The following is a 19,569-nucleotide window of genomic DNA, read 5'->3' on the forward strand; positions in this document are numbered from 1 at the left end:
GGTCAGAACCCGAAGATTTCCTTGCCCAGCGCGAACACCGGCACGGCGGCGAGGACGCCGTCGACGCGGTCGAGCACGCCACCATGGCCCGGAATCAGGTTGCCCGAGTCCTTGGCACCGGCGTGGCGCTTGATCAGGCTTTCGAACAGGTCACCCAGCACCGACGCGAATACGGCCACCACCGAGGTGATCAGCAGGCCCGGCAGGTGCGCGATGTCGATGCCGGCCAGCCAGCCCAGTCCGAGGGCCACGGCGACACCGGCCAGCAGGCCGCCGAACAGGCCTTCCCAGGTCTTGTTGGGGCTGATCCGCGGCGCCAGCTTGTGCTTGCCGAAGTGACGGCCGGCGAAATAGGCGCCCGAATCGGCTGCCCAGACCAGTGCCAGTGCCGCCAGCAGCCACAGGTGGCCCTGCTTGCCTGGCGGGTCACCGCCAGCGTGGATCAGCACCAGCGCTGCCCAGGCAGGAACGATGGCCAGGGTGCCGGCCAGCATCTTCACGATCCGGGACGGGGCCGTCGGCTGGGCGCCAAAGTTGAAGAAGCGCAGCCAGGCCAGCGCCGCCAGCCACCAGGCAACGCCTGCCAGTGTGGTGATCTGGAACAGCACCAGCGTGCTGCCATCGGCCCACACCAGCAGCACCATCAGCAGCAGGTTCAGCACCAGCAGCACGGTGCGCGCGAGGGTGTCTTCGATGCCGGCCAGCTTCAGCCATTCCCACAGGCCGATCAGCAGCACCGCGGCGGCGGCGGCGGCCAGCCATTGCGTCGGCAGCAGCAGGATCGCGGCAATGGCGAGCGGCGCCATGATCAGCGCGGCGAGGACTCGGGTCTTGGTCATGGGCTGGAGGTCTCGGTGGCCAGTGCGGCGATCTGGGCGCTGGTCAGGCCGAAACGACGCTCGCGGCTGCCATAGGCATCCAGCGCCTGCTGCAGCAGGGCGGCATCGAAGTCCGGCCACAGCGCCTCGGTGAACCACAGCTCGGTGTAGGCCAGTTGCCACAGCAGGAAGTTGCTGATGCGGGTGTCGCCACCGGTGCGGATGAACAGATCCGGCGGCGGCAGGTCGGCCAGGGCGACCTGGCTGCCCAGCAGCGATTCGTCGATCTGTTCGGGCAGCAGGCGTCCTGCGGCGACTTCAGCGGCCAGCGCGCGCGCGGCACGGGCGATGTCCTGGCGACCGCCGTAGCTGGCGGCGATCGACAGGGTCAGGGTGGTGTTGTCGGCGGTGCGCTGCTCGGCCAGCTGCATGCGGCTGACCAGTCCGGCACCAAAGCGCTCGCGTTCGCCGATGAAGCGTACGCGCACGCCGCGTCGGTGCAGTTCGTCCACTTCGCGGTCGAGCGCGCCGAGGAACAGCTTCATCAGGGCGTCGACTTCTTCCTGCGGCCGGCCCCAGTTCTCGCTGGAAAACGCGAACAGGGTCAGCGCCGGAATGCCCAGTTCAAGGCAGCGCTCGATGGTGCGGTTGACCGCGCGCGCGCCGGCACGATGGCCGATCACGCGCGGGCGGCGGCGCTGCTGTGCCCAGCGCCCGTTGCCATCCATGATGATGGCGACGTGGCGGGGCAGGGTGGCCGGCAACGGAGGCGGGACTGAAGGCATCGACTTCAGACCGACAGCAGTTCTTTTTCCTTGTCGGCAACGACCTTGTCGACGTCCTTGATGTTGGTGTCGGTCAACTTCTGGATGTCGTCCTCACCGCGCTTCTTCTCGTCCTCGCTGATCGCCTTGTCCTTGACCAGCTTGGCGATTTCCTTGTTCGCGTCCTGACGGATGTTGCGGATCGCGATCTTGGCGCCTTCGCCTTCCTTCTGCACCTGCTTGACCAGCTCCTTGCGGCGCTCTTCGGTCGGCGGCGGCATGTTGATGCGGATCGCGGTGCCCAGCGTGTTCGGGGTGAACTCGGCGTTGTAGAGACCCTTCTCGATCTCCTTGATCATGCCCTTGTCGAACGGGGTGACCAGCAGCGAGTGCGCATCGGCGTTGGAGATCGAGGCAACCTGGTTCAGCGGGGTGCTGGCGTTGCCGTAGGCATTGACCGTCACGCGGTCCAGCAGGGCCGGCGTGGCACGCCCGGTCCGGATGGAGGTGAGGGTGTGCTTCAGAGCGTCGATGCTCTTGGCCATGCGCGTCTGCGCGTTGTTCTTGATGTCGTTGAGCATCGCCCGGTCCTGGATGTATCTGGAATCGGGCGATTATAGGCGAATACGGGACGCTGCCGGGCCTGAATCGGCCCGGTTGTCGCCGCGCGCTCAGGCTCAGGCCGGATCGCGGCCCTGGACCAGGGTGCCGATGTTCTCGCCGTTGAGGATCTTCAGCAGCTCGCCCGGCTGGCCCATGTCGAACACGCGCATCGGCAGGTCGCTGTCGCGGGCCAGTGCGAAGGCGGCGGTATCCATCACTTCCAGGCCGCGGCGGATCACTTCGTCATAGCTCAGGCTGTCGAAGCGGACCGCATCGCTGTGCTTGTTCGGGTCCTTGTCGTACACGCCATCGACCTTGGTGGCCTTCAGCAGCAGGTCGGCACCGATCTCGATCGCGCGCAGGGCGGCGCCGGAGTCGGTGGTGAAGAACGGGCTGCCGACGCCGGCGGCGAAGATCACCAGGCGGCCCTTTTCCAGGTGGCGGATGGCGCGGCGGCGGATGTAGTCCTCGCACACGTCGTTGATCTTGATCGCGCTCATCACGCGCGCCTTGGCGCCCAGCTTCTCCAGGGCGTCCTGCATGGCCAGGGCGTTGATGACCGTGGCCAGCATGCCCATCTGGTCGCCGGTGACCCGGTCCATGCCGCCTGCGGCCAGGCCAGCGCCGCGGAAGATGTTGCCGCCGCCAATCACCAGGGCCACTTCGGCACCGGCCTGCTGGGCTTCGATGACCTCACGGGCCAGGCGGTTGATGATCTTCGGGTCGATGCCGTAGTCCTCATCTCCCATCAGCGCCTCCCCGGACAGTTTCAGAAGGATGCGGCGATAGGCGAGCTTGGACATGGGGACCTCGGGTGCGTGGAAATCGCGGGCGATTCTACGCGCATGCGGCGTCGGGCCATAGTGTTTTGTGCACTGCGGCGTAAAATCCTGGCGTTCGCCCCGGTCATCCGGGGCTCCCGGTTCAGCCCAGCTCGGCGCCCGCGGTCGCTGACAGCTCGTCGTGGCCGAGGGCGCCGGGGGAGCGCGCGATCACCCGGTTGCGGCCGAGGTTCTTGGAGCGGTACAGCACGTCGTCGGCGGCGCGCAGCAGGTCCTGCACGTCGGCGAAGCGTTCGTAGCCGCCCTGGGTGGCCACGCCGGCGGAGAAGGTGACGAACAGCGGGCCGCCTTCCAGTTCGGCCATCGGCGTGGCAACGATGTTGGCCAGCACCCGGCGGATCACGTCCAGTGCTACCGTTTCGCTGGTGTTGGGCAGCAGCGCGACGAACTCCTCGCCGCCGAAGCGGGCCACGGTGTCGCTGTGGCGCAGCTGGCCCTGCAGTTTGCCGGCAAAGGCCCGCAGTACCTCGTCGCCGGTCAGGTGGCCATGGGCGTCGTTGATCTTCTTGAAGTCGTCCAGGTCGATGAAGGCCACCGACAGCGGCCAGCCCTGCCGACCGGCGCGCAGGAATTCCTGCTCCAGCACGGCTTCCAGCTGGCGCCGGTTGAGCACGCCGGTGAGGGCATCTCGATGGGCCTGGTCGGCCAGGCGCTTGGCCCGGGCTTCGAATTCGTCAGCGCGGCGACGGGCCTGGTCGGCATCCTGCAGTTCGCGCAGGTTGCGCAGGGTGGCCAGCTCCTGCGCGTGGTCGATCAGCTCGCGCACCCGCGAGGGGGAATTCAGGCCGGCCTCGAACAGGCTGGCGATGTCCGGCAGGGCCTCGCTGATGCGGGTCAGGACCTGGTCGAAACGGGCGCTGTCCAGTTCAAGGCGGTCATGCACCTGCTGCAGGGCGCGCTCGCGGGCGGCATCGGCGTCATCGTCCAGCCAGATGTCGGCCACGGCACCGGACAGCTGCACGCAGGCCTGGAACGGCGATTCCGCAGCGTCCAGGTCTTCGCTGCGGCTGATGCTCTCCACCAGGTAGCGCGGCAGGCCCCACTGCTCGGCCACCCAGGCGCCGACCTCGGCGTGGCTGCAGCCCAGTTCGTCGCGCTCGCGCGCGACCAGGTCGATGTTGTCGCGTGCTTCGCGCAGCAACGGCAGGTAGCGCTCCGATTCGGCCTGGGCCAGGCACAGTACGCCCAGGTCCTGCAGCAGGCCGGCCAGCATCAGTTCTTCCAGCCGGCGCAGGCCGCGGGCCTGGCCCAGCTGGCTGGCAGCCAGCGCGCTGAGGATGCTGCGCTTCCAGGCGCGTTGGCGCAGGTCGTGGTCGGCGCCGGTGCCGCCGGTCAGCCCCTGGGTGACGGTGAAGCCGAGGGCCAGGCTGATCGTGGCATTCAGGCCGAGCATGGTCAGTGCCTGGCCGAGGTTCTCGATCCGACGGCGGCTGGCGTACAGCGGCGAATTGGCGATGCGCAGCATGCGAGCGCTCAGCGCCATGTCGATGGCGATGATGTCGGCGGCGGTGGCGATATCCGCTTCCGGGTCCTGTGCCAGTTCGATGATGCGCAGGGCAATACCGGGTGGCGAGGGCAGGTTGCGGCAGAGCGCCAGGGCAGCTGTCAGCTCGGGAGGCATGTCGGGTCGTTCAATTCCATTGGGACAAGAATACCTAGGAATGCATCACAGTCCGCGATTTTCGTTCCTGCTAAATGACTGTTGATTCCCTGTGCCGAGTATCGGCTTGATTCGCGCGCAACGCAAAGGTGCCGCTGTGCGCACCCCACAGGGCCGCCGGCATAAAAAAAAGCCGCGGTCTCCCGCGGCTCCTTCTGGTTGCTTCACAGCCGGAAGGCTGGAATCAGACCTGCATCGCCTTGGCAACTTCGGCGGCGTAGTCTTCCACCACCTTCTCGATGCCTTCGCCGACGATCAGCAGCTTGAAGCCAGCAACATCGGCGCCAGCGGCCTTGACCACCTGCTCGACGGTGGTGTCGCCCAGCACGTAGGTCTGGCCGTACAGGGTCACGTCGCTGACGATCTTGTTGATCTTGCCGCTGATGATCTTTTCCAGGATGTCAGCCGGCTTGGCCTTGTCCTTTTCGGACATCTTGGCCAGCTCGATTTCCTTTTCCTTCTCGACGAAGTCGGCCGGAACGTCCGCAGCCTTGTTGTGCGGCGGCTTCAGCGCAGCCACGTGCATGGCCAGGCCACGGGCCAGCTCGACGTCGCCGCCGATCAGATCGACCAGCACGCCGACCTTGCCGTTGGTGTGGACATACGCACCGATGTTGCCGGTGGTGTCGACATTCACCATGCGACGGATCTGGATGTTCTCACCCAGGGTCTGCACGGCGGTGGCGCGGGCTTCTTCAACGGTGCGGCCATCGGCCAGCTTGGCAGCCTTCACGGCTTCGACGTCGGTGGCGCCCGATGCCAGGGCGGCAGCGGCAACGGCATTGACGAAGGACTTGAAGTTGTCATCGTTGGCGACGAAGTCGGTTTCCGAGTTGACTTCGACCAGCACGGCCTTGCCGCCATCCTGGGCCAGGCCCAGACGGCCTTCGGCGGCCACACGGTCAGCCTTCTTGTCGGCCTTGGCAGCGCCGGACTTGCGCATGGCTTCAGCAGCAGCGTCGATGTCGCCGTTGGCTTCGGTGAGCGCCTTCTTGCATTCCATCATGCCGGCGCCGGTGCGCTCGCGCAGTTCCTTGACCAGGGAAGCAGTGATTTCCACGGGATTACCTCACGAAAGAAAGGGGTTGGGCCGGCATGGTGGCCGGCCCGTGTGACACGGTCCTGTCACGCGCCAAAGGCTGCGCGCAGGGAGGGTGGACGCCGGGCGTCCACCCCGGGCCTGGATCAGGCCTGGGCGTCGTCGCCCTTCTTGGCAGCCTTCTTGGCCGGAGCGCGGCGGGCCGGCTTCTCTTCGCCTTCAGCAGCGGCTTCAGCGAACTCTTCCTCACGCACCGAAGCAGCATGCGGAGCAGCAGCCTTGCCTTCCAGCACGGCGTCGGCAGCGGCGCGGGCGTACAGCTGCACAGCGCGGATGGCGTCGTCGTTGCCCGGGATGGCGTAGTCCACCAGTTCCGGGTTGTAGTTGGTGTCGACCACGGCGATGACCGGGATGCCCAGCTTCTTGGCTTCCTTGATCGCGATGTCTTCGTGGCCGATGTCGATCACGAAGATGGCGTCCGGCAGGCGGTTCATGTCCTTGATGCCGCCCAGCGAGGCTTCCAGCTTGTCGCGCTCGCGACGCAGGCCCAGCACTTCGTGCTTGACCAGCTTCTCGAAGGTGCCGTCGGTTTCACCGGCTTCCAGTTCCTTCAGGCGGGCAACCGACTGCTTGACGGTACGGAAGTTGGTCAGGGTGCCGCCCAGCCAGCGCTGGTTCATGAACGGCATGCCGCAACGCTCGGCTTCTTCCTTGATGGTTTCGCGGGCGCTGCGCTTGGTGCCCAGGAACAGGACGGTGCCGCGCTTCTGGGCAACCGACGAGATGAAGTTCATCGCGTCGTTGAACAGCGGGACGGTCTTTTCCAGGTTGATGATGTGGATCTTGCCGCGGGCGCCGAAGATGTACGGAGCCATCTTGGGGTTCCAGTAGCGGGTCTGGTGGCCGAAGTGGACGCCGGCTTCCAGCATCTGACGCATGGTGACCTGGGGCATTGCAATACTCCTGATATGGAACCAGCGATTCCGCCCGCGGGGATAGGTATGCGGGACGCGTGGAAGCGCGATCGGTTCCGGGGTTGGGCTTCCCTGTTGCCTCCGTGGCCGAACTCCTTGCGGAGCACCCCGGCACGGATGGGGGCAGCAGGTGTGGATTCACCGGTGACGTCCGGTGTGGACGGGTTCCCGCGCACGCAGGCGGCAGGAATCCGGTCGATTATAGCCCGCTCGGTGCGCTGGCTGCAATTGCCGGGCCTGGAGCGACCAGATCGACCATCCGGCCATCCTGCAGCCGGGCCTGGAAATGACCGCCGGCGTAGCCATCAGCGCGGGCGGGCAGGGCCCAGCGGCGCTCATGGCCGGCCAGCAGATACCCGGCCAGGCCGGGCAGCAGCAGGGTGCGCTGACCGCCGCTGGTGATGTAGGCGAGATCGTTCAGGCGTGCGTGCAGGGTACCGGTGTTGCTCAGTCGCAGGAAGGTATGTGACTGGCCGGGTTCGATCCCTGCATGCAGCCGCGATTGGGCCATTGGCGTGGCGTGCCCGCGGAACAACGGCAGCGAATAGCGCTGCAGCCCTGGCGTAGTGGGGGCCAGGACGACCCGATAGGCCTGTTCGCCGACAGCGGATGCCGGCTGGCGTGGCAGCAGCCAGATGCGCTGTCGGACGCCGGGCGGGATGTCGAGCAGGGTGGGGCTGGCGAGCACCTGGTCGGTGGGACGCAGCATGTCCGCGTCGGTCTGCTGGTCCCACGCAAGGATCTGTACCCGGCCCTGCCAGCGGCCGGGACCGGGGTTGAAGAGCCAAAGTTCGCCCTGGCCACCTTCGGCGGGCAGCTGCAGTGTGGTCGGCAACAGGTCCAATGCCGCGGCAGGCAACGCCAGCAGCATCGCCAGCAGGGTCAGAAGTGCCCGCATCAGTAGATGACGGTCACGGCGGACGTCGTGTCTTCGTCGTCGGCGGGAGGCGCGAGCTCGCGGACCTGGGGCGGAAGTTGCGGTGTGTCGCTGCGCTGGTGGGGTGCGGGGCAGTGGGTACTGCCGGGGTCATCGCGGCAGGCTTCGACCACGGTCAGGCGGATCTGCAGGTTGCTGGGGCCGGGTTCGGCCCACGCCAATGTGCTGGCGAACAGTATCGCCCCGATCAGAAATGCGCGAGCCACCTGGCAACCACCGTGCTGAAAGATCTCGCTGCGCGGTATCGGCTGGATCGGCCGAATCTGTAGCGTCGACTGTCAGTCGACTGCTCCTGGCACAGGAATGATGCGCGCATCCACGCATGACGTGGATCTGCCGAAACCCCGGTGGGTGTCGACCGTTGGTCGGCATGCAGGTCAATAGGTGATGGTCACCTGCACCACATCGTTGTAGATGCCGGCCGGGGGCTGGCCGGTGACCGGCGGCACCCGGCCATGGATCGCGAGTTGCTGCGCGCTGCCACTTCCGGTGCCGCCAACGGTATCGACGTTGAGGGTATTGCCCCAGCGCAGGCTGCGCGCGGCATCGCGGTACAGCTCGTAGGTGAGGTAGTAGGTGCTGCCGCCGATGGTAGTGGCCATGCGCCGCGTGCTGGTGGCGGTGGGATTGTTCTGGCCGTTGTTGAGGCTGACTTGGTAGGCCGTGTTCTTCAGGCAGGTCAGGGTCAGGGTGGCGGTCCGGTCGATGTTGGCGGGAATGCCGCCGGTGACGTTGCCGAAGTCCATGTTGGTGGTGACGTAGCTGCCGCACTGCGGCAACACGTTGGCGGTGGCGGTGAAGCTGAAGGCGTTGCTGATGCTGTTGGTGCCGCTGGCGCCGCCGTTGCAGTTGGCGGGCACCGTGGCATTGCCGAGCAGGACCTCGTTCCAGGCCCAGGTCAGCACCACGTTGGCGCCGTTGAAGGTGCTGCTGTAGGCGCCTGACGCCAGGATCTGATTGGCGGGGATCTGTGCGGACAGCTGCGTGGTCTGCGTGCCGCTGCCGCCGGTCAGGGGCACGTTGTAGGTCAAGGTCAGCTCCTGCGCCGGCGGCGAGCCGCGCGGGGTCAACCCGGTCACCTGGCTGAAGTTGGAGGTGTTGTAGAGCTGGAAGTTCATGCTGTCGCTGGTGCTGGTCTTCATCGTCCGCCAGCTGGAGCTGCTGCCGCCGCCGCTGCCGGCGCCGATGCCCACGCAGACCCGCACGCCGGTAGTGGCCAGCACGCTCAGCGCGGCAGTGGTGCAGGTCACGGTGATGTTGAGCGTGCCGGTGGTTGCACCGGGGGCATTGCTGTTGACGTTGCCAAAAGGCAGCGTCGGGTCGGCGACGGCGGCGCACACCGCGACGGCGCGGGCCGGTCCCGCCGCCAGCAGGCCGGCGACCAGCAGCAGGCCGAGCAGCAACGTCCTCATGGCGCTACCTCCGGGATGCACGCCAGCGGTGCCGGCTTCGGCCGCGCGCCGGAAGCCACCACCTTGGGCACGTCCGGTACCTTCACCCTGCATTGCCCGCGGCTGGTGGTGATGTACAGCACGCTGCCGGCGGACACGTCTTCCAGGTACAGCAGCCCGTCATAGCCCACCAGCGCCTGTCGCCCGTCCGGCAGCTGCACCTCGCTGCCGACCTCCAGCGGTTGCCCGTCCATGCCGTGCAGGGTCAGGTTCAACGACGGCCGCGAACGCAGCGCGAAGGTCACGCGGGTGCCGGCGCGTTGGCGGGGTGTCACCCAGTCTTCGATGCGATCGGCGCGCATGTCCTCGGGCAGGTCCAGGGTGTCGATGGAGACGCGATTGCGCTGCCAGGACAGCAGTGGGCTGACCAGCAGCAGGCCGCGATCATCGGTCACGCCGATCAGCCGGTTTTCCAGCCGCACCGGCACGCCGCCCACGCCGTTGGTGCTGATGACTGCGAACGCGTCGGAGACTTCGCGGGTGGCGAAGGCATGCCCGTCCATCCACACCAGGCTGCCACTGGCGCTGGCGTAGGCATAGTTCAGGCCGCCCTGGCGCGAGGCGCCGAATGAGTAGCGACCGACGTCATTGAGGATGCCGACTTCGGCCAGGCCGCCATTGCCGTCCTCGCCATGGCGCACCTGCGCGCGCCAACCGACGCCGCCGGCGCTGCCATCGCCGGGTACCGGCTGGGTCACGTCCGCTACCCAGCTCTGGCTGTCGCCGTTGCGCTGGCTGGAGAGGCTGGCCTGGCGGTTGTTGCCCAGGCTGGCGGTGACCGACAGGTAGATGCTGCGGTCATCGCTCTTGTCCAGGTTCTGGTTCACCGACAGGTAGGCCGACCACCGCTGGCTCCAGGTGCGCGACCAGAACAGGCTGGCGTAGCGGTTGTCGTCTCCGTCGGGATAGCGCAGGCGCAGGTAGCTGGCGCTGAGCGTGCCCAGCCGCAGCAGATCGGCGCCGACCGTGGCCTGTTCACTGATGCTCGGCGGCAGGTTGCCCTGCAGTGCGCCCAGGTCGCGGTAATCGCCATGGCTGCGCACGCTGCGCAGATTGAAGTTGAGTCGGCGGTTGTTCCAGCTGTAGCCCAGTGCCCATTGCCCGCCCCGCAGGTCGTGATAGTCACTGTGCGCATAGGCGGCGTTGAACACGCCCGCGCCGCCGAGCAGCCACCAGCCGCCGATGCCGGCCTGGGCCAGGCCGCCGCCGCCTTCGGCATGTGCTTCGCCGGTAAATGTGTCGCTGATACCGCCTCGCCAGCTGGCACTGGCCACGGTGCGATCGTCGTAGGCGAAGGAACGCTGGCCGAAATCCTCACGCAGGCGGCCAACGCCGGCCGACCAGTCCGACAGGCCCTTGGCCAGCAGCTGCTGGGTGCCATAGAAACTGAAATCCAGCGTCTGCATGCGCCCGAATGCATCGGTCACCACCACCTGTGCGCTGCCGGTGCCGCTGATGCCGGGTTGCGCGGCCAGCTGGAACGGACCGACCGGCACCTGCCCGCTGTACTGGCGCAGGCCATCGACGTACAGCTCGACCGTGGACGGCACCACCGCCTGGCCGAGGAAGCTGGGCGTGGGGGTGAGTACGCGATACGGCTGCAGGCCGTAGTTGCGGCCGATCTGCAGGCCGCCCAGGCGCACCGGACGGGTCCAGTCGACGAAGCCGCTGTAGAAATCGCCGACCTCCAGCGTCATCGCCTTGTCGGGGAAATCCAGGCTCCAGCGCGTATCCAGGCGCACGCTCTCACCGCGCCAGCGACGATCGCCGGGCTGCTGGTAGCGCCGGCTGATCGCTGTGTTCTCGACGGTGCCGTTACCAATCCCGAACAGGCGCAGCTCCGAGCTGAGGCTGAGGTTGCCGAGCATGTCGACCCGGCTGCCATACACGTCGTAGTTCAGCAGCAGGCCGGGCGAGGCGGTGCTGGCCGGTGCCCGGGTCTGCGGCTGGCTGAGCACGGTGGTCGGCAGGGTCAGCTGGTCCAGCGGCACGTCCAGGGCCAGGGTCTGCATATGCGCGTCGTAGCGCACAACGGCCCCGCTGATCTGGTCCAGATAGACCGGCGCATCGCCGCGGGCGCTGAAGCCGAGCTGGCGCAGCACTTCCGGACTGGCCTGCAGCCGGCCACGGGTTTCAGTGAACGGCAGCAGGCCGCGGGGCGTGCTGTTGAGCGAGACGTCCAGGTACAGGGTCTGGCTGGCGGTCAGGGGCGTGGGGGCGGGCAGGATCGCGTCGGCCGACACCCCGGAGACGTCCGCAGCCCCGGCGGCAGCCACGCCGGACACATCGGCGGCTTCGGTCGCCGCAGGAGCCAGGGCAGCAAACAGCGCGCCCATCAACGCCTCAGCGAGCCGGTGGTGGCGACAGCGGCGTCTGTTCCGACTCGCCATTGAGCTTGGCCGTGATCTGGTCGTTGTCGCGGTCGATGGCCGTGCGCTCGATCGGCCAGCGCATCACCTGCCCGGGCAGTACATAGCCCAGCAGGCCGGGGTGCACGATGCGCGGGCGCTGGACGCTGCCCAGCGCCAGGTCGGCGATCTGTGCATAGCTGTTGCCGGTGTTGGCCACCTCCACGCCGTTGCGTCCGTCCTGCAGCCGCACCAGGCTGGCCTGCAGGCGCGGCGCCAGCTTGCCGCCCGAGGGTTGCACGAACACCGGAATCGAATAGCGCAGCACGAACTGCATGCCGTTGGCGCGGGTCGCCAGATCAGGCACCTCGTCGACGATCAGCCGGTAGTACTGCTGTGCCGCAGGCGGTTCGTGGTTCGGGCGCATGACCCGCACCAGCTGCTGCTGGCCAGCGCCCAGTTCCTGCATCGGAGGGGTGGCCAGCAGTTCCTCGGTGGGCAGCAGTTGTTCCTGGCCATCCTGCTGTACCCAGCGGAAGACCCGCACCTGCAGCCTGACCGGCGAGGTGCCACTGTTGGTCAGCCACAGTTCGCCAGCGCGCTGGCGGGCCTCAAGCTGCAGGGTGGTGGGGGCGACCTGGAGGCTGGTGGCACCGGCAGGGGCTGCGGCCAGCAGGGAGAGGGCGAGCAGCGCCACGCCGGTGGCGCGCCACGGGCGGGGTCCGGCCATGCGGGCGTGCTCCATCAATAGGTGATCGTGGCGGTGACCGTATCCAGGTAGTTGCCGGTGGCCGGGTTGTTCGTGCTCAGGTTCAGGATCTGGCCGTAGACGATGTAGGGCACGGCCAGGCCAGTGCCGATGCCGGCCTGGGTGTTGGTGCCCGAGGTTGCACCCCAGACCAGGGTATGAGCGGCGTCCTGGTAGAGCTGGTAGCCAACGAAGTTGTTGGCGGTCACCGCGGCGTTGGTGTTCTTCATCCGGCGGGTGGTGACGTCGTTGGCGGTGCTGGCATTGGCGCCCGCGTTCAGCGAAATCGTGTACGGGGTCAGGGCCGAGCATTGGGCGGTCACCGTGCCCTGGCCCAGGGTGGGGGTCGCCGTGGTCGAGGCCGCCGTGCCGAAGTCAACGTTGGTGGCCGCCGCCGCCGTGATGGTGCAGGCCTTGGTGACCACCAGGGTCACGTTGAAGGTCGTGGTGTCGGCGGCCAGTGCGGGGCCGGCCAGCAACAGTCCGGTCAGGACCCAGGCGAGCGGTGAGCGGAACGTGGATCGCATGGACAACCTCCCTGACCCGAAGGTCTGTTGAACAAGGCGAAGGCGGCAGGTTCGGGGCCGCTTTGACAACGGTCGTGGCCAGCTTCTGCGGGTAAGTGTCTGTAATCCGTGATAAACAGGCGTGCGAAAGGGTGGAGATCGTCACGCTTTCACTTTCCTTGCCGGAACCGTGCATGCCCCCGGATCGCCAGTTGGGTGGCGTTCGTTCAGATTGCAGCGGGATCGGCGATAATGGGCGCCATGAGCGTGAATCTGAAAACCCCGCAGGAAATCGAGATGATGCGCATCGCCGGCCGCCTGGCCAGCGAAGTGCTCGACATCGTCACCCCCCACGTCAAGCCCGGTGTCACCACCGAGGAGCTGGACCGCATCTGCCACGACCACATCGTGAACGTGCAGGGCGCGATTCCGGCCAACGTCGGCTACCGCGGCTTCCCGAAGACCGTGTGCACCTCGGTCAACAACGTCATCTGCCACGGTATTCCCAGCGAAGGGAAGGTGCTGAAGGATGGCGACATCATCAATATCGACGTCACCGTCATCAAGGACGGCTGGCACGGCGACACCAGCCGCATGTACTTCGTCGGCACGCCGTCGGTGATGGCCCGCCGCCTGGTGGAAACCACCTACGAAGCGATGTGGCGCGGCATCCGTGCGGTGCGTCCGGGCGCAACCCTGGGCGACATCGGCCATGCCATCCAGAGCTATGCCGAAGGCGAGCGTTTCAGCGTGGTGCGCGAGTACTGCGGCCACGGCATCGGCAAGGTCTACCACGACGAGCCGCAGGTGGTGCATTACGGCCGCCCGGGCCAGGGCCTGGTGCTGCAGCCGGGCATGACCTTCACCATCGAACCGATGATCAACGAGGGCACCCGTTACAACAAGGTGCTGCCGGATGGCTGGACCGTGGTGACCAAGGACCGCAAGCTGTCGGCGCAGTGGGAGCACATGATCGCGGTCACCGAGACCGGCGTCGACGTGCTGACGCTGTCGCCGGGCGAGTCGCAGGTCTCCTGAGGATGCTGCCGGCGAGTTCGCTGCTGGACACGCCGGCCGCGTCGCTCAACGACCCGGACTGGGCTGCTGCCGCGCGCCAGGCGCTGCAGCAGGCCGACGCGCGCCTGTACCGCCGCTTCGACCAGGGCGACAACATCGAGCGCCTGCTGGCGCTGCGCGCGCGTGCCGCCGACCATCTGATCCGCCTGGCGTGGCAGCGCTGCCTGCCAGTCGAGAGTGGCCTGTCGCTGTTCGCGGTGGGCGGCTATGGGCGCGGTGAGCTGTTCCCGCGCTCGGACATCGACCTGCTGGTGTTCGGCGGCCCGCCGGCACAGCTGGCGCACGAAGCGGCACTGGCGCGCCTGTTTGCGCTGCTGTGGGATTGCGGGCTGGCGGTCAGCCATGCGGTGCGTTCTGCATCCCAGTGCCGCGAGGCGGCGACGGACCAGACCGTGCTGACCGCGCTGATCGAGGCGCGCCCGATCCTGGCTGATGATGCGGCGCGCCGCGCGCTTCGCGAGGCCATCGACGACCGCGAACTGTGGCCGGCACGCGCGTTCTTCCTGGCCAAGCTGGAAGAGCTGCGCAACCGGCACCAGCGTTTCGGCGATACCGCCGACAACCTGGAGCCGGACCTGAAGGATGGCCCCGGTGGCCTGCGCGATCTCAATACGCTGGGCTGGATGGCTCTGCGCGCCTTTGGCGTGCGCGACCTGGAAGCCCTGGTCGGGCTCGGCCATCTGGGTGCCGACGAAGCCGCGGCGCTCAAGCGCGAACGTGCGGTGCTGGCGCGGTTGCGCTTCGGCCTGCACCTGGTAGCACGTCGCCCGGAAGAGCGCCTGCGTTTCGATTACCAGAAGACCCTGGCCGCGCGCCTGGGCTTCGAAGACGACGCCGAGAACCTCGGTGTCGAGAAGATGATGCAGGGCTTCTACCGCGCCGCGCTGGTGGTGCGCCGGATCAGCGACCGCCTACTGCAGCGCTTCGAGGAACAGTTCGATGGCGAAGCGCAGCCGGAACCGCTGACCGTGGGCTTCTCCCTGCGCCGCGGCTACCTGGCCGCCAACGAGGCCGACTGGCCGCGTGGCGATATCGGCCAGGTGTTTGCGCTGTTCTCCAGCTGGGCCAACAATCCGCAGGTACGCGGCCTGCATTCGCTCACTGCGCGTGCACTGGCCGAGTCGCTGCCGCTGCTGCCGGCCTACGACCAGGCCGACACCGACGCGCGCGAGCAGTTCATGACCCTGCTGCGTGGCCAACGCCCGGTCGATACGCTTTCGCGCATGGCGCGGCTGGGCGTGCTCGGCCAGTGGATTCCCGCGTTCGCCCAGGTCAGCGGGCGCATGCAGTTCGACCTGTTCCATGTCTATACCGTCGACCAGCACACGCTGATGGTCCTGCGCAACATCGGCCTGTTCGCCAGCAGCCGTGCCGACGAACGCTTCTCGATCGCCCATGAAGTCTGGCCGCGCCTGCGCAAGCCGGAACTGCTGCTGCTGGCCGGCCTGTTCCATGACATCGCCAAGGGCCGCGGCGGCGACCATTCCGAACTGGGCGCGGTCGATGCGCGCGCGTTCTGCCAGGCGCATGCGCTGAGCACGTCCGATACCGAACTGGTGGCGTGGCTGGTCGAACAGCACCTGCGCATGTCGGTGACCGCGCAGAAGCAGGACATCGCCGACCCGGTGGTGATCCATCGCTTCGCCACCCTGGTGGGCAGCCGCGACCGCCTCGACTATCTGTACCTGCTGACCTGCGCTGATATCGCCGGCACCAGCCCGAAACTGTGGAACGCGTGGAAGGACCGCCTGCTGGCCGATCTGTATTTCGCCACCCGGCGCGCGCTGCGCGAAGGGCTCGAGCACCCGGTACCGGCGGCCGAGCGCGTGGCCGAGGCGCGTGACAGCGTGCGCGCACTGGTGCGCGAGCAGGGTTACGACGACGCCACCATCGACCGCCAGTTCGCCGTGATGCCGGATGAGGGCTTCATTCGCCTGCGCCCTGAGCAGCTGGCCTGGCAGGCCGCGGCGCTGGTACCGGTGAAACAGGGCCAGACGCTGGTGAAGGTGCGCCGCATCAGTGTCGACGACCCGGCACTGGAAGTGTTCGTGCATTCGCCGGACCGCGACGGCCTGTTCGCCGCCATCGTGATGACCCTGGACCGCAAGGGCTACGGGATCCATCGCGCGCGCGTGCTGGATGGTCCGGCCGACACCATTTTCGATACCTTCGAAGTGAACCCGGCCGACAGCTTCGCCGATGGCAGCAGCGCCAACCTCGAGGCCGCGCTGCGCGAGGCACTCAGTGGTGACCTGTCGCGCCTGCGCCCGTCGCGTCGGGTGGTGCCACGCCAGCTGCGCCATTTCCGCTTCGCGCCGCGCATCGAGTTCCGCGATGAACCGGGCGCAACCCGTTTTGCCCTGGTCGCACCCGACCGCCCCGGCCTGCTGGCCGACGTGGCGTTCGTGCTGCGCAACCAGGGCCTGCGCGTGCATGATGCACGCATTGCCACATTCGGCGAACGCGCCGAAGACACCTTCGTGATCAGTGACGAACACGACCTCCCCCTGACTGAACCTGCCCGGCAGCAGCTGCATGACGCGATGCTGGCCTGCCTGGACCCTGATCGAAACGCCGGAGACCCCGCCTGATGGCCACCAAGCCTGTTAAGAAGACTGCTGCCACCGCCAAGAGCGCAGCGGCCAAGAAAACTGCCGCCGTGCCGGCCGCGAAGAAGGCTGCCGCGCCGAAGAAAGCCGCGGTGGTGAAGGCGCCGGCGAAGAAGGTGGCAGCACCGAAGAAGGCCCCGGCCAAGAGCGCAGAAGCCGCACGCGCCGAAACCATCGCCCGCAAGTCGCTGCGCAAGCCGGCCGCGCCGGGCGTGGAAGAACTGAAGTTCGGCATCGAAAGTGCCTTCGAACGCCGCGCCACGCTGACCCTTCACGAACTGGAAGGCTCGACCCGGCCGCTGGTCAACCGTGTGATCGACGGCCTGGAGAGCGGCGAATTCCGCGTTGCCGAACCGGACGGCCACGGTGGCTGGAAGGTCAACGAGTGGCTGAAGAAGGCCGTGCTGTTGTACTTCCGCGTCAACGACATGGCCGTGGTCGACGCACGTCCGGCGCCGTTCTGGGACAAGGTCGAATCGCGTTTTGCCGGTTATGACGAAGCGAAGTTCCGCCGTGGTGGCGTGCGCGTGGTGCCGGGCGCGATTGCCCGCCGCGGTACGTACTTCGGCAAGGACGTGGTGCTGATGCCGAGCTTCACCAACATCGGTGCCTATGTTGGTGAAGGCACCATGGTCGATACCTGGGCCACCGTGGGTTCGTGCGCGCAGATCGGCCAGCACTGCCACCTGTCCGGCGGTGCCGGCATTGGCGGCGTGCTGGAACCCCTGCAGGCCAGCCCGACCATCATTGAAGACCACTGCTTCATCGGTGCGCGTTCGGAAGTGGTGGAAGGCGTGGTGGTCGGTCACCACAGCGTGATCGGCATGGGCGTGTTCCTCAGCCAGAGCACCCGCATCTACAACCGTGCCACCGGCGAGATCACCTACGGCTACATCCCGCCGTACAGCGTGGTGGTGTCCGGCTCGCTGCCGAGCAAGGACGGTACGCATTCGCTGTACTGCGCGGTGATCGTCAAGCAGGTTGATGCCAGGACCCGCAGCAAGACCAGCGTCAACGACCTGCTGCGCGGCCTGGCCGACTGAAGGTGGCTGCGCCGGAGGATCTGGCGCAGTCCGCGATCTACCGGCTACCGGCATCCGTCCGACACCCTGTTGGGGCGGATGCTGCCGCGCCTGCTGCACGCCATGCGCTGGACCCGACTGCGCCGCGCACTGTCGCGGCGCTGGCCGATGCCGGCGCCGCCTTCGGTGGCCATCAGGCCCCCCTGCGTTTCCTCACCTGCCAGGACGAGGCCATCGCCCGCACCTGCGACTGTCGCTGGGCCAGCACCCGCATCGCGCTGCCGGTAGACCTCGACAACCTGCAGCCGCTGCGCCTGGAACGCGAGCTGCGGTGCCCGCGCCTGCAGGCGATGGGCGTGGCGCTTGCATCGGGCCTGGCCTTCCGCTTGCCGAGAGTGCCGTTCCGGGTCGTGTCCGAGCGCCTGTTGTGAGATTCTGGCCCTCTGTTTTCCAGCATCACAGATGGCCATGAGCACCACTGTCTACGGTTTGAAGAACTGCGATACCTGCAAGAAGGCGACCAAGTGGCTGGACCGCTTCGGCGTGCCGTACACCTTCGTCGACTACCGCGACAACAAGCCCAGTCCGGAAATGCTGCTGGAATGGGCCGCGCAGCTGGGGGGGCTGGCGGCGATGGTCAACAAGTCCTCCACCACCTGGCGGCAGTTGCCGGACAACCGCAAGGCCGCGGACTCCGAGGCCGAATGGAAGCTGCTGCTGCGCGAGTATCCGCAGCTGATCAAGCGCCCGCTGGTGGTCACCGCCGATGGCAAGGCCAGCCAGGGTTTCAGTGACAATGGCTTCAAGGCACGCTTCGGCGTGGGCGACGCATGAGCGCGGTCCTCGACCTGACCTGCGAGCTGATTGCGCGACCTTCGGTAACGCCGGACGATGCTGGTTGCCAGGCGCTGTTGGCGGCGCGGCTGAAGCAGGCCGGATTCCAGTGCGACCATCTGCGCCTGGGCGACGTTGACAATCTGTGGGCGACCCATGGCCAGGGCGCGCCGGTGCTGGTTCTGCTGGGCCACACTGACGTGGTGCCCACCGGCCCGCGCGAGACCTGGACCAGCGACCCGTTCACCCCACAGATCCGCGATGGCGTGCTGTATGGGCGCGGTGCCGCCGACATGAAAGGCAGCGTGGCGGCGTTCGTGGTGGCCGCCGAGCAGTTCGTCGCCGACCATCTCGACCATCCCGGCACGCTGGCGGTACTGCTGACCAGCGACGAGGAGGGCGATGCCATCGACGGCGTGCGCCATGTCGCACGCCTGTTCGCCGCACGCGGCCAGCGCATCGACTGGTGCATTACCGGTGAACCGTCGTCGACCGCGACGCTGGGTGACCTGCTGCGCGTGGGGCGTCGCGGCAGCCTGTCGGCCAAACTGCGCATCCAAGGCGTGCAGGGTCACGTGGCGTATCCGGAAAAGGCACGCAATCCGATTCACCAGGCGGCTCCGGCCCTGGCCGAACTATGCGCGCGGCGCTGGGACGACGGCTACGAGAGTTTCCCGCCGACCAGCCTGCAGATCTCCAACATCCACGCCGGCACCGGTGCCAACAACGTGATTCCCGGTGAGCTCGACGTGGATTTCAACATCCGCTACAACCCGCACTGGGATGCGCCGAAGCTGGAGGCGGAGATCACCGCACTGCTGGACCGGCATGGCCTGCAGTACACGCTGAAGTGGCATCGCAGCGGCGAGCCGTTCTACACCCCGGAAGGCACGCTGCGCGCCGCCGCGCGTGCGGTGCTGGCCGAGCACATCGGCCGCGCGCCAGAAGAAAGCACCGGCGGCGGCACCTCCGATGCACGCTTCATCGCGCCATTGGGCGCGCAGTGCATCGAAGTAGGCCCGGTCAATGCCAGCATCCACCAGGTGGACGAGAACGTGCGCGTGGACGATCTGGAAGCGTTGCCGGGGCTGTACCAGCGGCTGGTGGAACGGCTGCTGGTGTGACGATGGTGGTGTGAGGATGGTGGATGCCGACCGTGGGTCGGCACACCTTCCGCGCAGGACTGCAGCCGGGCCCTGGTCCGAAAAGATGAATAACGGCGGCATGATCGCCTTTTCCCAGTAGCTTGGCGCGGCCATGTAGAAACGCTGCGCCTGGGGGCCGGGCGAACAAGCCGGCCGCCGCTGGCAGGGCCGAAGGCGGGTGAGGGTCTGGTA

18 protein-coding genes and 1 pseudogene are annotated in these 19,569 nt (G+C 67.4%); 6 read left to right on the forward strand and 13 right to left on the reverse strand.

Translation table 11 applies throughout. The annotated features are described in order from the left end of the window. Positions 1-2 precede the first annotated feature (2 nt). The 13 genes from AC5P99_RS06470 to AC5P99_RS06530 form a co-directional block, all read right to left on the reverse strand. On the reverse strand, positions 3-839 hold the full coding sequence (locus tag AC5P99_RS06470; protein ID WP_005408742.1) for a phosphatidate cytidylyltransferase: 837 nt from the start codon (positions 837-839) through the stop codon (positions 3-5). Then, positions 836-1,603, reverse strand: a complete 768-nt coding sequence (gene uppS, locus AC5P99_RS06475) for a polyprenyl diphosphate synthase (RefSeq protein WP_005408743.1) — start codon at positions 1,601-1,603, stop codon at positions 836-838. Before uppS ends, AC5P99_RS06470 begins: the two co-directional genes overlap by 4 nt. A 5-nt stretch (positions 1,604-1,608) precedes the next feature. Then, positions 1,609-2,163 carry a ribosome recycling factor gene (frr, locus tag AC5P99_RS06480; RefSeq protein WP_005408744.1) on the reverse strand — a complete coding sequence of 185 codons (555 nt, stop codon included), beginning with the start codon at positions 2,161-2,163 and terminating at the stop codon, positions 1,609-1,611. A 96-nt stretch (positions 2,164-2,259) separates the two neighbouring features. Continuing rightward, a complete protein-coding gene (pyrH, locus tag AC5P99_RS06485) occupies positions 2,260-2,988 on the reverse strand; it encodes a UMP kinase (RefSeq protein WP_005408745.1) in 729 nt (242 codons plus the stop codon). 121 nt (positions 2,989-3,109) lie between these two features. After that, positions 3,110-4,648 (reverse strand): GGDEF domain-containing protein, encoded by a 1,539-nt coding sequence (locus tag AC5P99_RS06490; RefSeq protein ID WP_108270488.1) that lies wholly within the window; start codon positions 4,646-4,648, stop codon positions 3,110-3,112. Positions 4,649-4,871: 223 nt separating this feature from the next. After that, entirely contained in the window at positions 4,872-5,747 is an 876-nt protein-coding gene (gene tsf, locus AC5P99_RS06495) for a translation elongation factor Ts (RefSeq protein WP_005408747.1), read from the reverse strand. 125 nt (positions 5,748-5,872) lie between these two features. Further along, positions 5,873-6,679, reverse strand: a complete 807-nt coding sequence (gene rpsB, locus AC5P99_RS06500) for a 30S ribosomal protein S2 (RefSeq protein WP_005408748.1) — start codon at positions 6,677-6,679, stop codon at positions 5,873-5,875. Between the two features lie 220 nt (positions 6,680-6,899). Beyond that, positions 6,900-7,598 carry a fimbrial biogenesis chaperone gene (locus AC5P99_RS06505; protein ID WP_043034858.1) on the reverse strand — a complete coding sequence of 233 codons (699 nt, stop codon included), beginning with the start codon at positions 7,596-7,598 and terminating at the stop codon, positions 6,900-6,902. Further along, positions 7,598-7,843 (reverse strand): hypothetical protein, encoded by a 246-nt coding sequence (locus AC5P99_RS06510; protein WP_033834089.1) that lies wholly within the window; start codon positions 7,841-7,843, stop codon positions 7,598-7,600. The genes AC5P99_RS06505 and AC5P99_RS06510 overlap by 1 nt, the downstream gene beginning before the upstream one ends. A gap of 171 nt (positions 7,844-8,014) precedes the next feature. Next, positions 8,015-9,049: a Csu type fimbrial protein gene (locus AC5P99_RS06515; protein ID WP_329768818.1), complete on the reverse strand. Its 1,035-nt coding sequence runs from the start codon at positions 9,047-9,049 to the stop codon at positions 8,015-8,017. Further along, complete coding sequence (locus AC5P99_RS06520) at positions 9,046-11,424, reverse strand: fimbria/pilus outer membrane usher protein (RefSeq protein WP_099604852.1); 2,379 nt, start codon at positions 11,422-11,424, stop codon at positions 9,046-9,048. Before AC5P99_RS06520 ends, AC5P99_RS06515 begins: the two co-directional genes overlap by 4 nt. Before the next feature lie 7 nt (positions 11,425-11,431). After that, positions 11,432-12,181: a fimbrial biogenesis chaperone gene (locus AC5P99_RS06525; protein ID WP_495212999.1), complete on the reverse strand. Its 750-nt coding sequence runs from the start codon at positions 12,179-12,181 to the stop codon at positions 11,432-11,434. Beyond that, the gene (locus tag AC5P99_RS06530) at positions 12,181-12,711 is read right to left on the reverse strand and encodes a Csu type fimbrial protein (RefSeq protein WP_005412747.1); all 531 of its coding nucleotides are present in this window, start codon (positions 12,709-12,711) and stop codon (positions 12,181-12,183) included. The genes AC5P99_RS06525 and AC5P99_RS06530 overlap by 1 nt, the downstream gene beginning before the upstream one ends. Positions 12,712-12,951: 240 nt before the next feature. Between AC5P99_RS06530 and map the strand changes: the two genes are divergently transcribed. From map to dapE, 6 genes and pseudogenes are all read left to right on the forward strand, one after another. Next, entirely contained in the window at positions 12,952-13,728 is a 777-nt protein-coding gene (map, locus tag AC5P99_RS06535) for a type I methionyl aminopeptidase (RefSeq protein ID WP_010486307.1), read from the forward strand. 20 nt (positions 13,729-13,748) lie between these two features. Further along, complete coding sequence (locus AC5P99_RS06540) at positions 13,749-16,358, forward strand: [protein-PII] uridylyltransferase (RefSeq protein ID WP_446832540.1); 2,610 nt, start codon at positions 13,749-13,751, stop codon at positions 16,356-16,358. Next, on the forward strand, positions 16,358-17,419 hold the full coding sequence (gene dapD / locus AC5P99_RS06545) for a 2,3,4,5-tetrahydropyridine-2,6-dicarboxylate N-succinyltransferase (RefSeq protein WP_005408756.1): 1,062 nt from the start codon (positions 16,358-16,360) through the stop codon (positions 17,417-17,419). Before AC5P99_RS06540 ends, dapD begins: the two co-directional genes overlap by 1 nt. A gap of 143 nt (positions 17,420-17,562) precedes the next feature. Next, positions 17,563-17,829: pseudogene (locus tag AC5P99_RS06550) on the forward strand (hypothetical protein); the annotation flags it as partial. 31 nt (positions 17,830-17,860) lie between these two features. After that, positions 17,861-18,232 carry an arsenate reductase gene (locus AC5P99_RS06555; RefSeq protein ID WP_171039728.1) on the forward strand — a complete coding sequence of 124 codons (372 nt, stop codon included), beginning with the start codon at positions 17,861-17,863 and terminating at the stop codon, positions 18,230-18,232. Further along, positions 18,229-19,356: a succinyl-diaminopimelate desuccinylase gene (dapE, locus tag AC5P99_RS06560; RefSeq protein ID WP_495213000.1), complete on the forward strand. Its 1,128-nt coding sequence runs from the start codon at positions 18,229-18,231 to the stop codon at positions 19,354-19,356. The genes AC5P99_RS06555 and dapE overlap by 4 nt, the downstream gene beginning before the upstream one ends. Positions 19,357-19,569: the final 213 nt, after the last annotated feature.

It is taken from the genome of Stenotrophomonas sp. YJH_SMC_80 (assembly GCF_059372495.1).

Coding starts and splice junctions, on each gene's coding strand:
- rpsB (WP_005408748.1), bottom strand. CDS start 6,679: ATGCCCCAGGTCACCATGCGTCAGATGCTGGAAGCCGGCGTCCACTTC.
- AC5P99_RS06470 (WP_005408742.1), bottom strand. CDS start 839: ATGACCAAGACCCGAGTCCTCGCCGCGCTGATCATGGCGCCGCTCGCC.
- AC5P99_RS06525 (WP_495212999.1), bottom strand. CDS start 12,181: ATGGAGCACGCCCGCATGGCCGGACCCCGCCCGTGGCGCGCCACCGGC.
- AC5P99_RS06490 (WP_108270488.1), bottom strand. CDS start 4,648: ATGCCTCCCGAGCTGACAGCTGCCCTGGCGCTCTGCCGCAACCTGCCC.
- dapE (WP_495213000.1), top strand. CDS start 18,229: ATGAGCGCGGTCCTCGACCTGACCTGCGAGCTGATTGCGCGACCTTCG.
- AC5P99_RS06520 (WP_099604852.1), bottom strand. CDS start 11,424: ATGGGCGCGCTGTTTGCTGCCCTGGCTCCTGCGGCGACCGAAGCCGCC.
- AC5P99_RS06530 (WP_005412747.1), bottom strand. CDS start 12,711: ATGCGATCCACGTTCCGCTCACCGCTCGCCTGGGTCCTGACCGGACTG.
- AC5P99_RS06515 (WP_329768818.1), bottom strand. CDS start 9,049: ATGAGGACGTTGCTGCTCGGCCTGCTGCTGGTCGCCGGCCTGCTGGCG.
- frr (WP_005408744.1), bottom strand. CDS start 2,163: ATGCTCAACGACATCAAGAACAACGCGCAGACGCGCATGGCCAAGAGC.
- map (WP_010486307.1), top strand. CDS start 12,952: ATGAGCGTGAATCTGAAAACCCCGCAGGAAATCGAGATGATGCGCATC.
- AC5P99_RS06505 (WP_043034858.1), bottom strand. CDS start 7,598: ATGCGGGCACTTCTGACCCTGCTGGCGATGCTGCTGGCGTTGCCTGCC.
- AC5P99_RS06555 (WP_171039728.1), top strand. CDS start 17,861: ATGGCCATGAGCACCACTGTCTACGGTTTGAAGAACTGCGATACCTGC.
- pyrH (WP_005408745.1), bottom strand. CDS start 2,988: ATGTCCAAGCTCGCCTATCGCCGCATCCTTCTGAAACTGTCCGGGGAG.
- dapD (WP_005408756.1), top strand. CDS start 16,358: ATGGCCACCAAGCCTGTTAAGAAGACTGCTGCCACCGCCAAGAGCGCA.
- uppS (WP_005408743.1), bottom strand. CDS start 1,603: ATGCCTTCAGTCCCGCCTCCGTTGCCGGCCACCCTGCCCCGCCACGTC.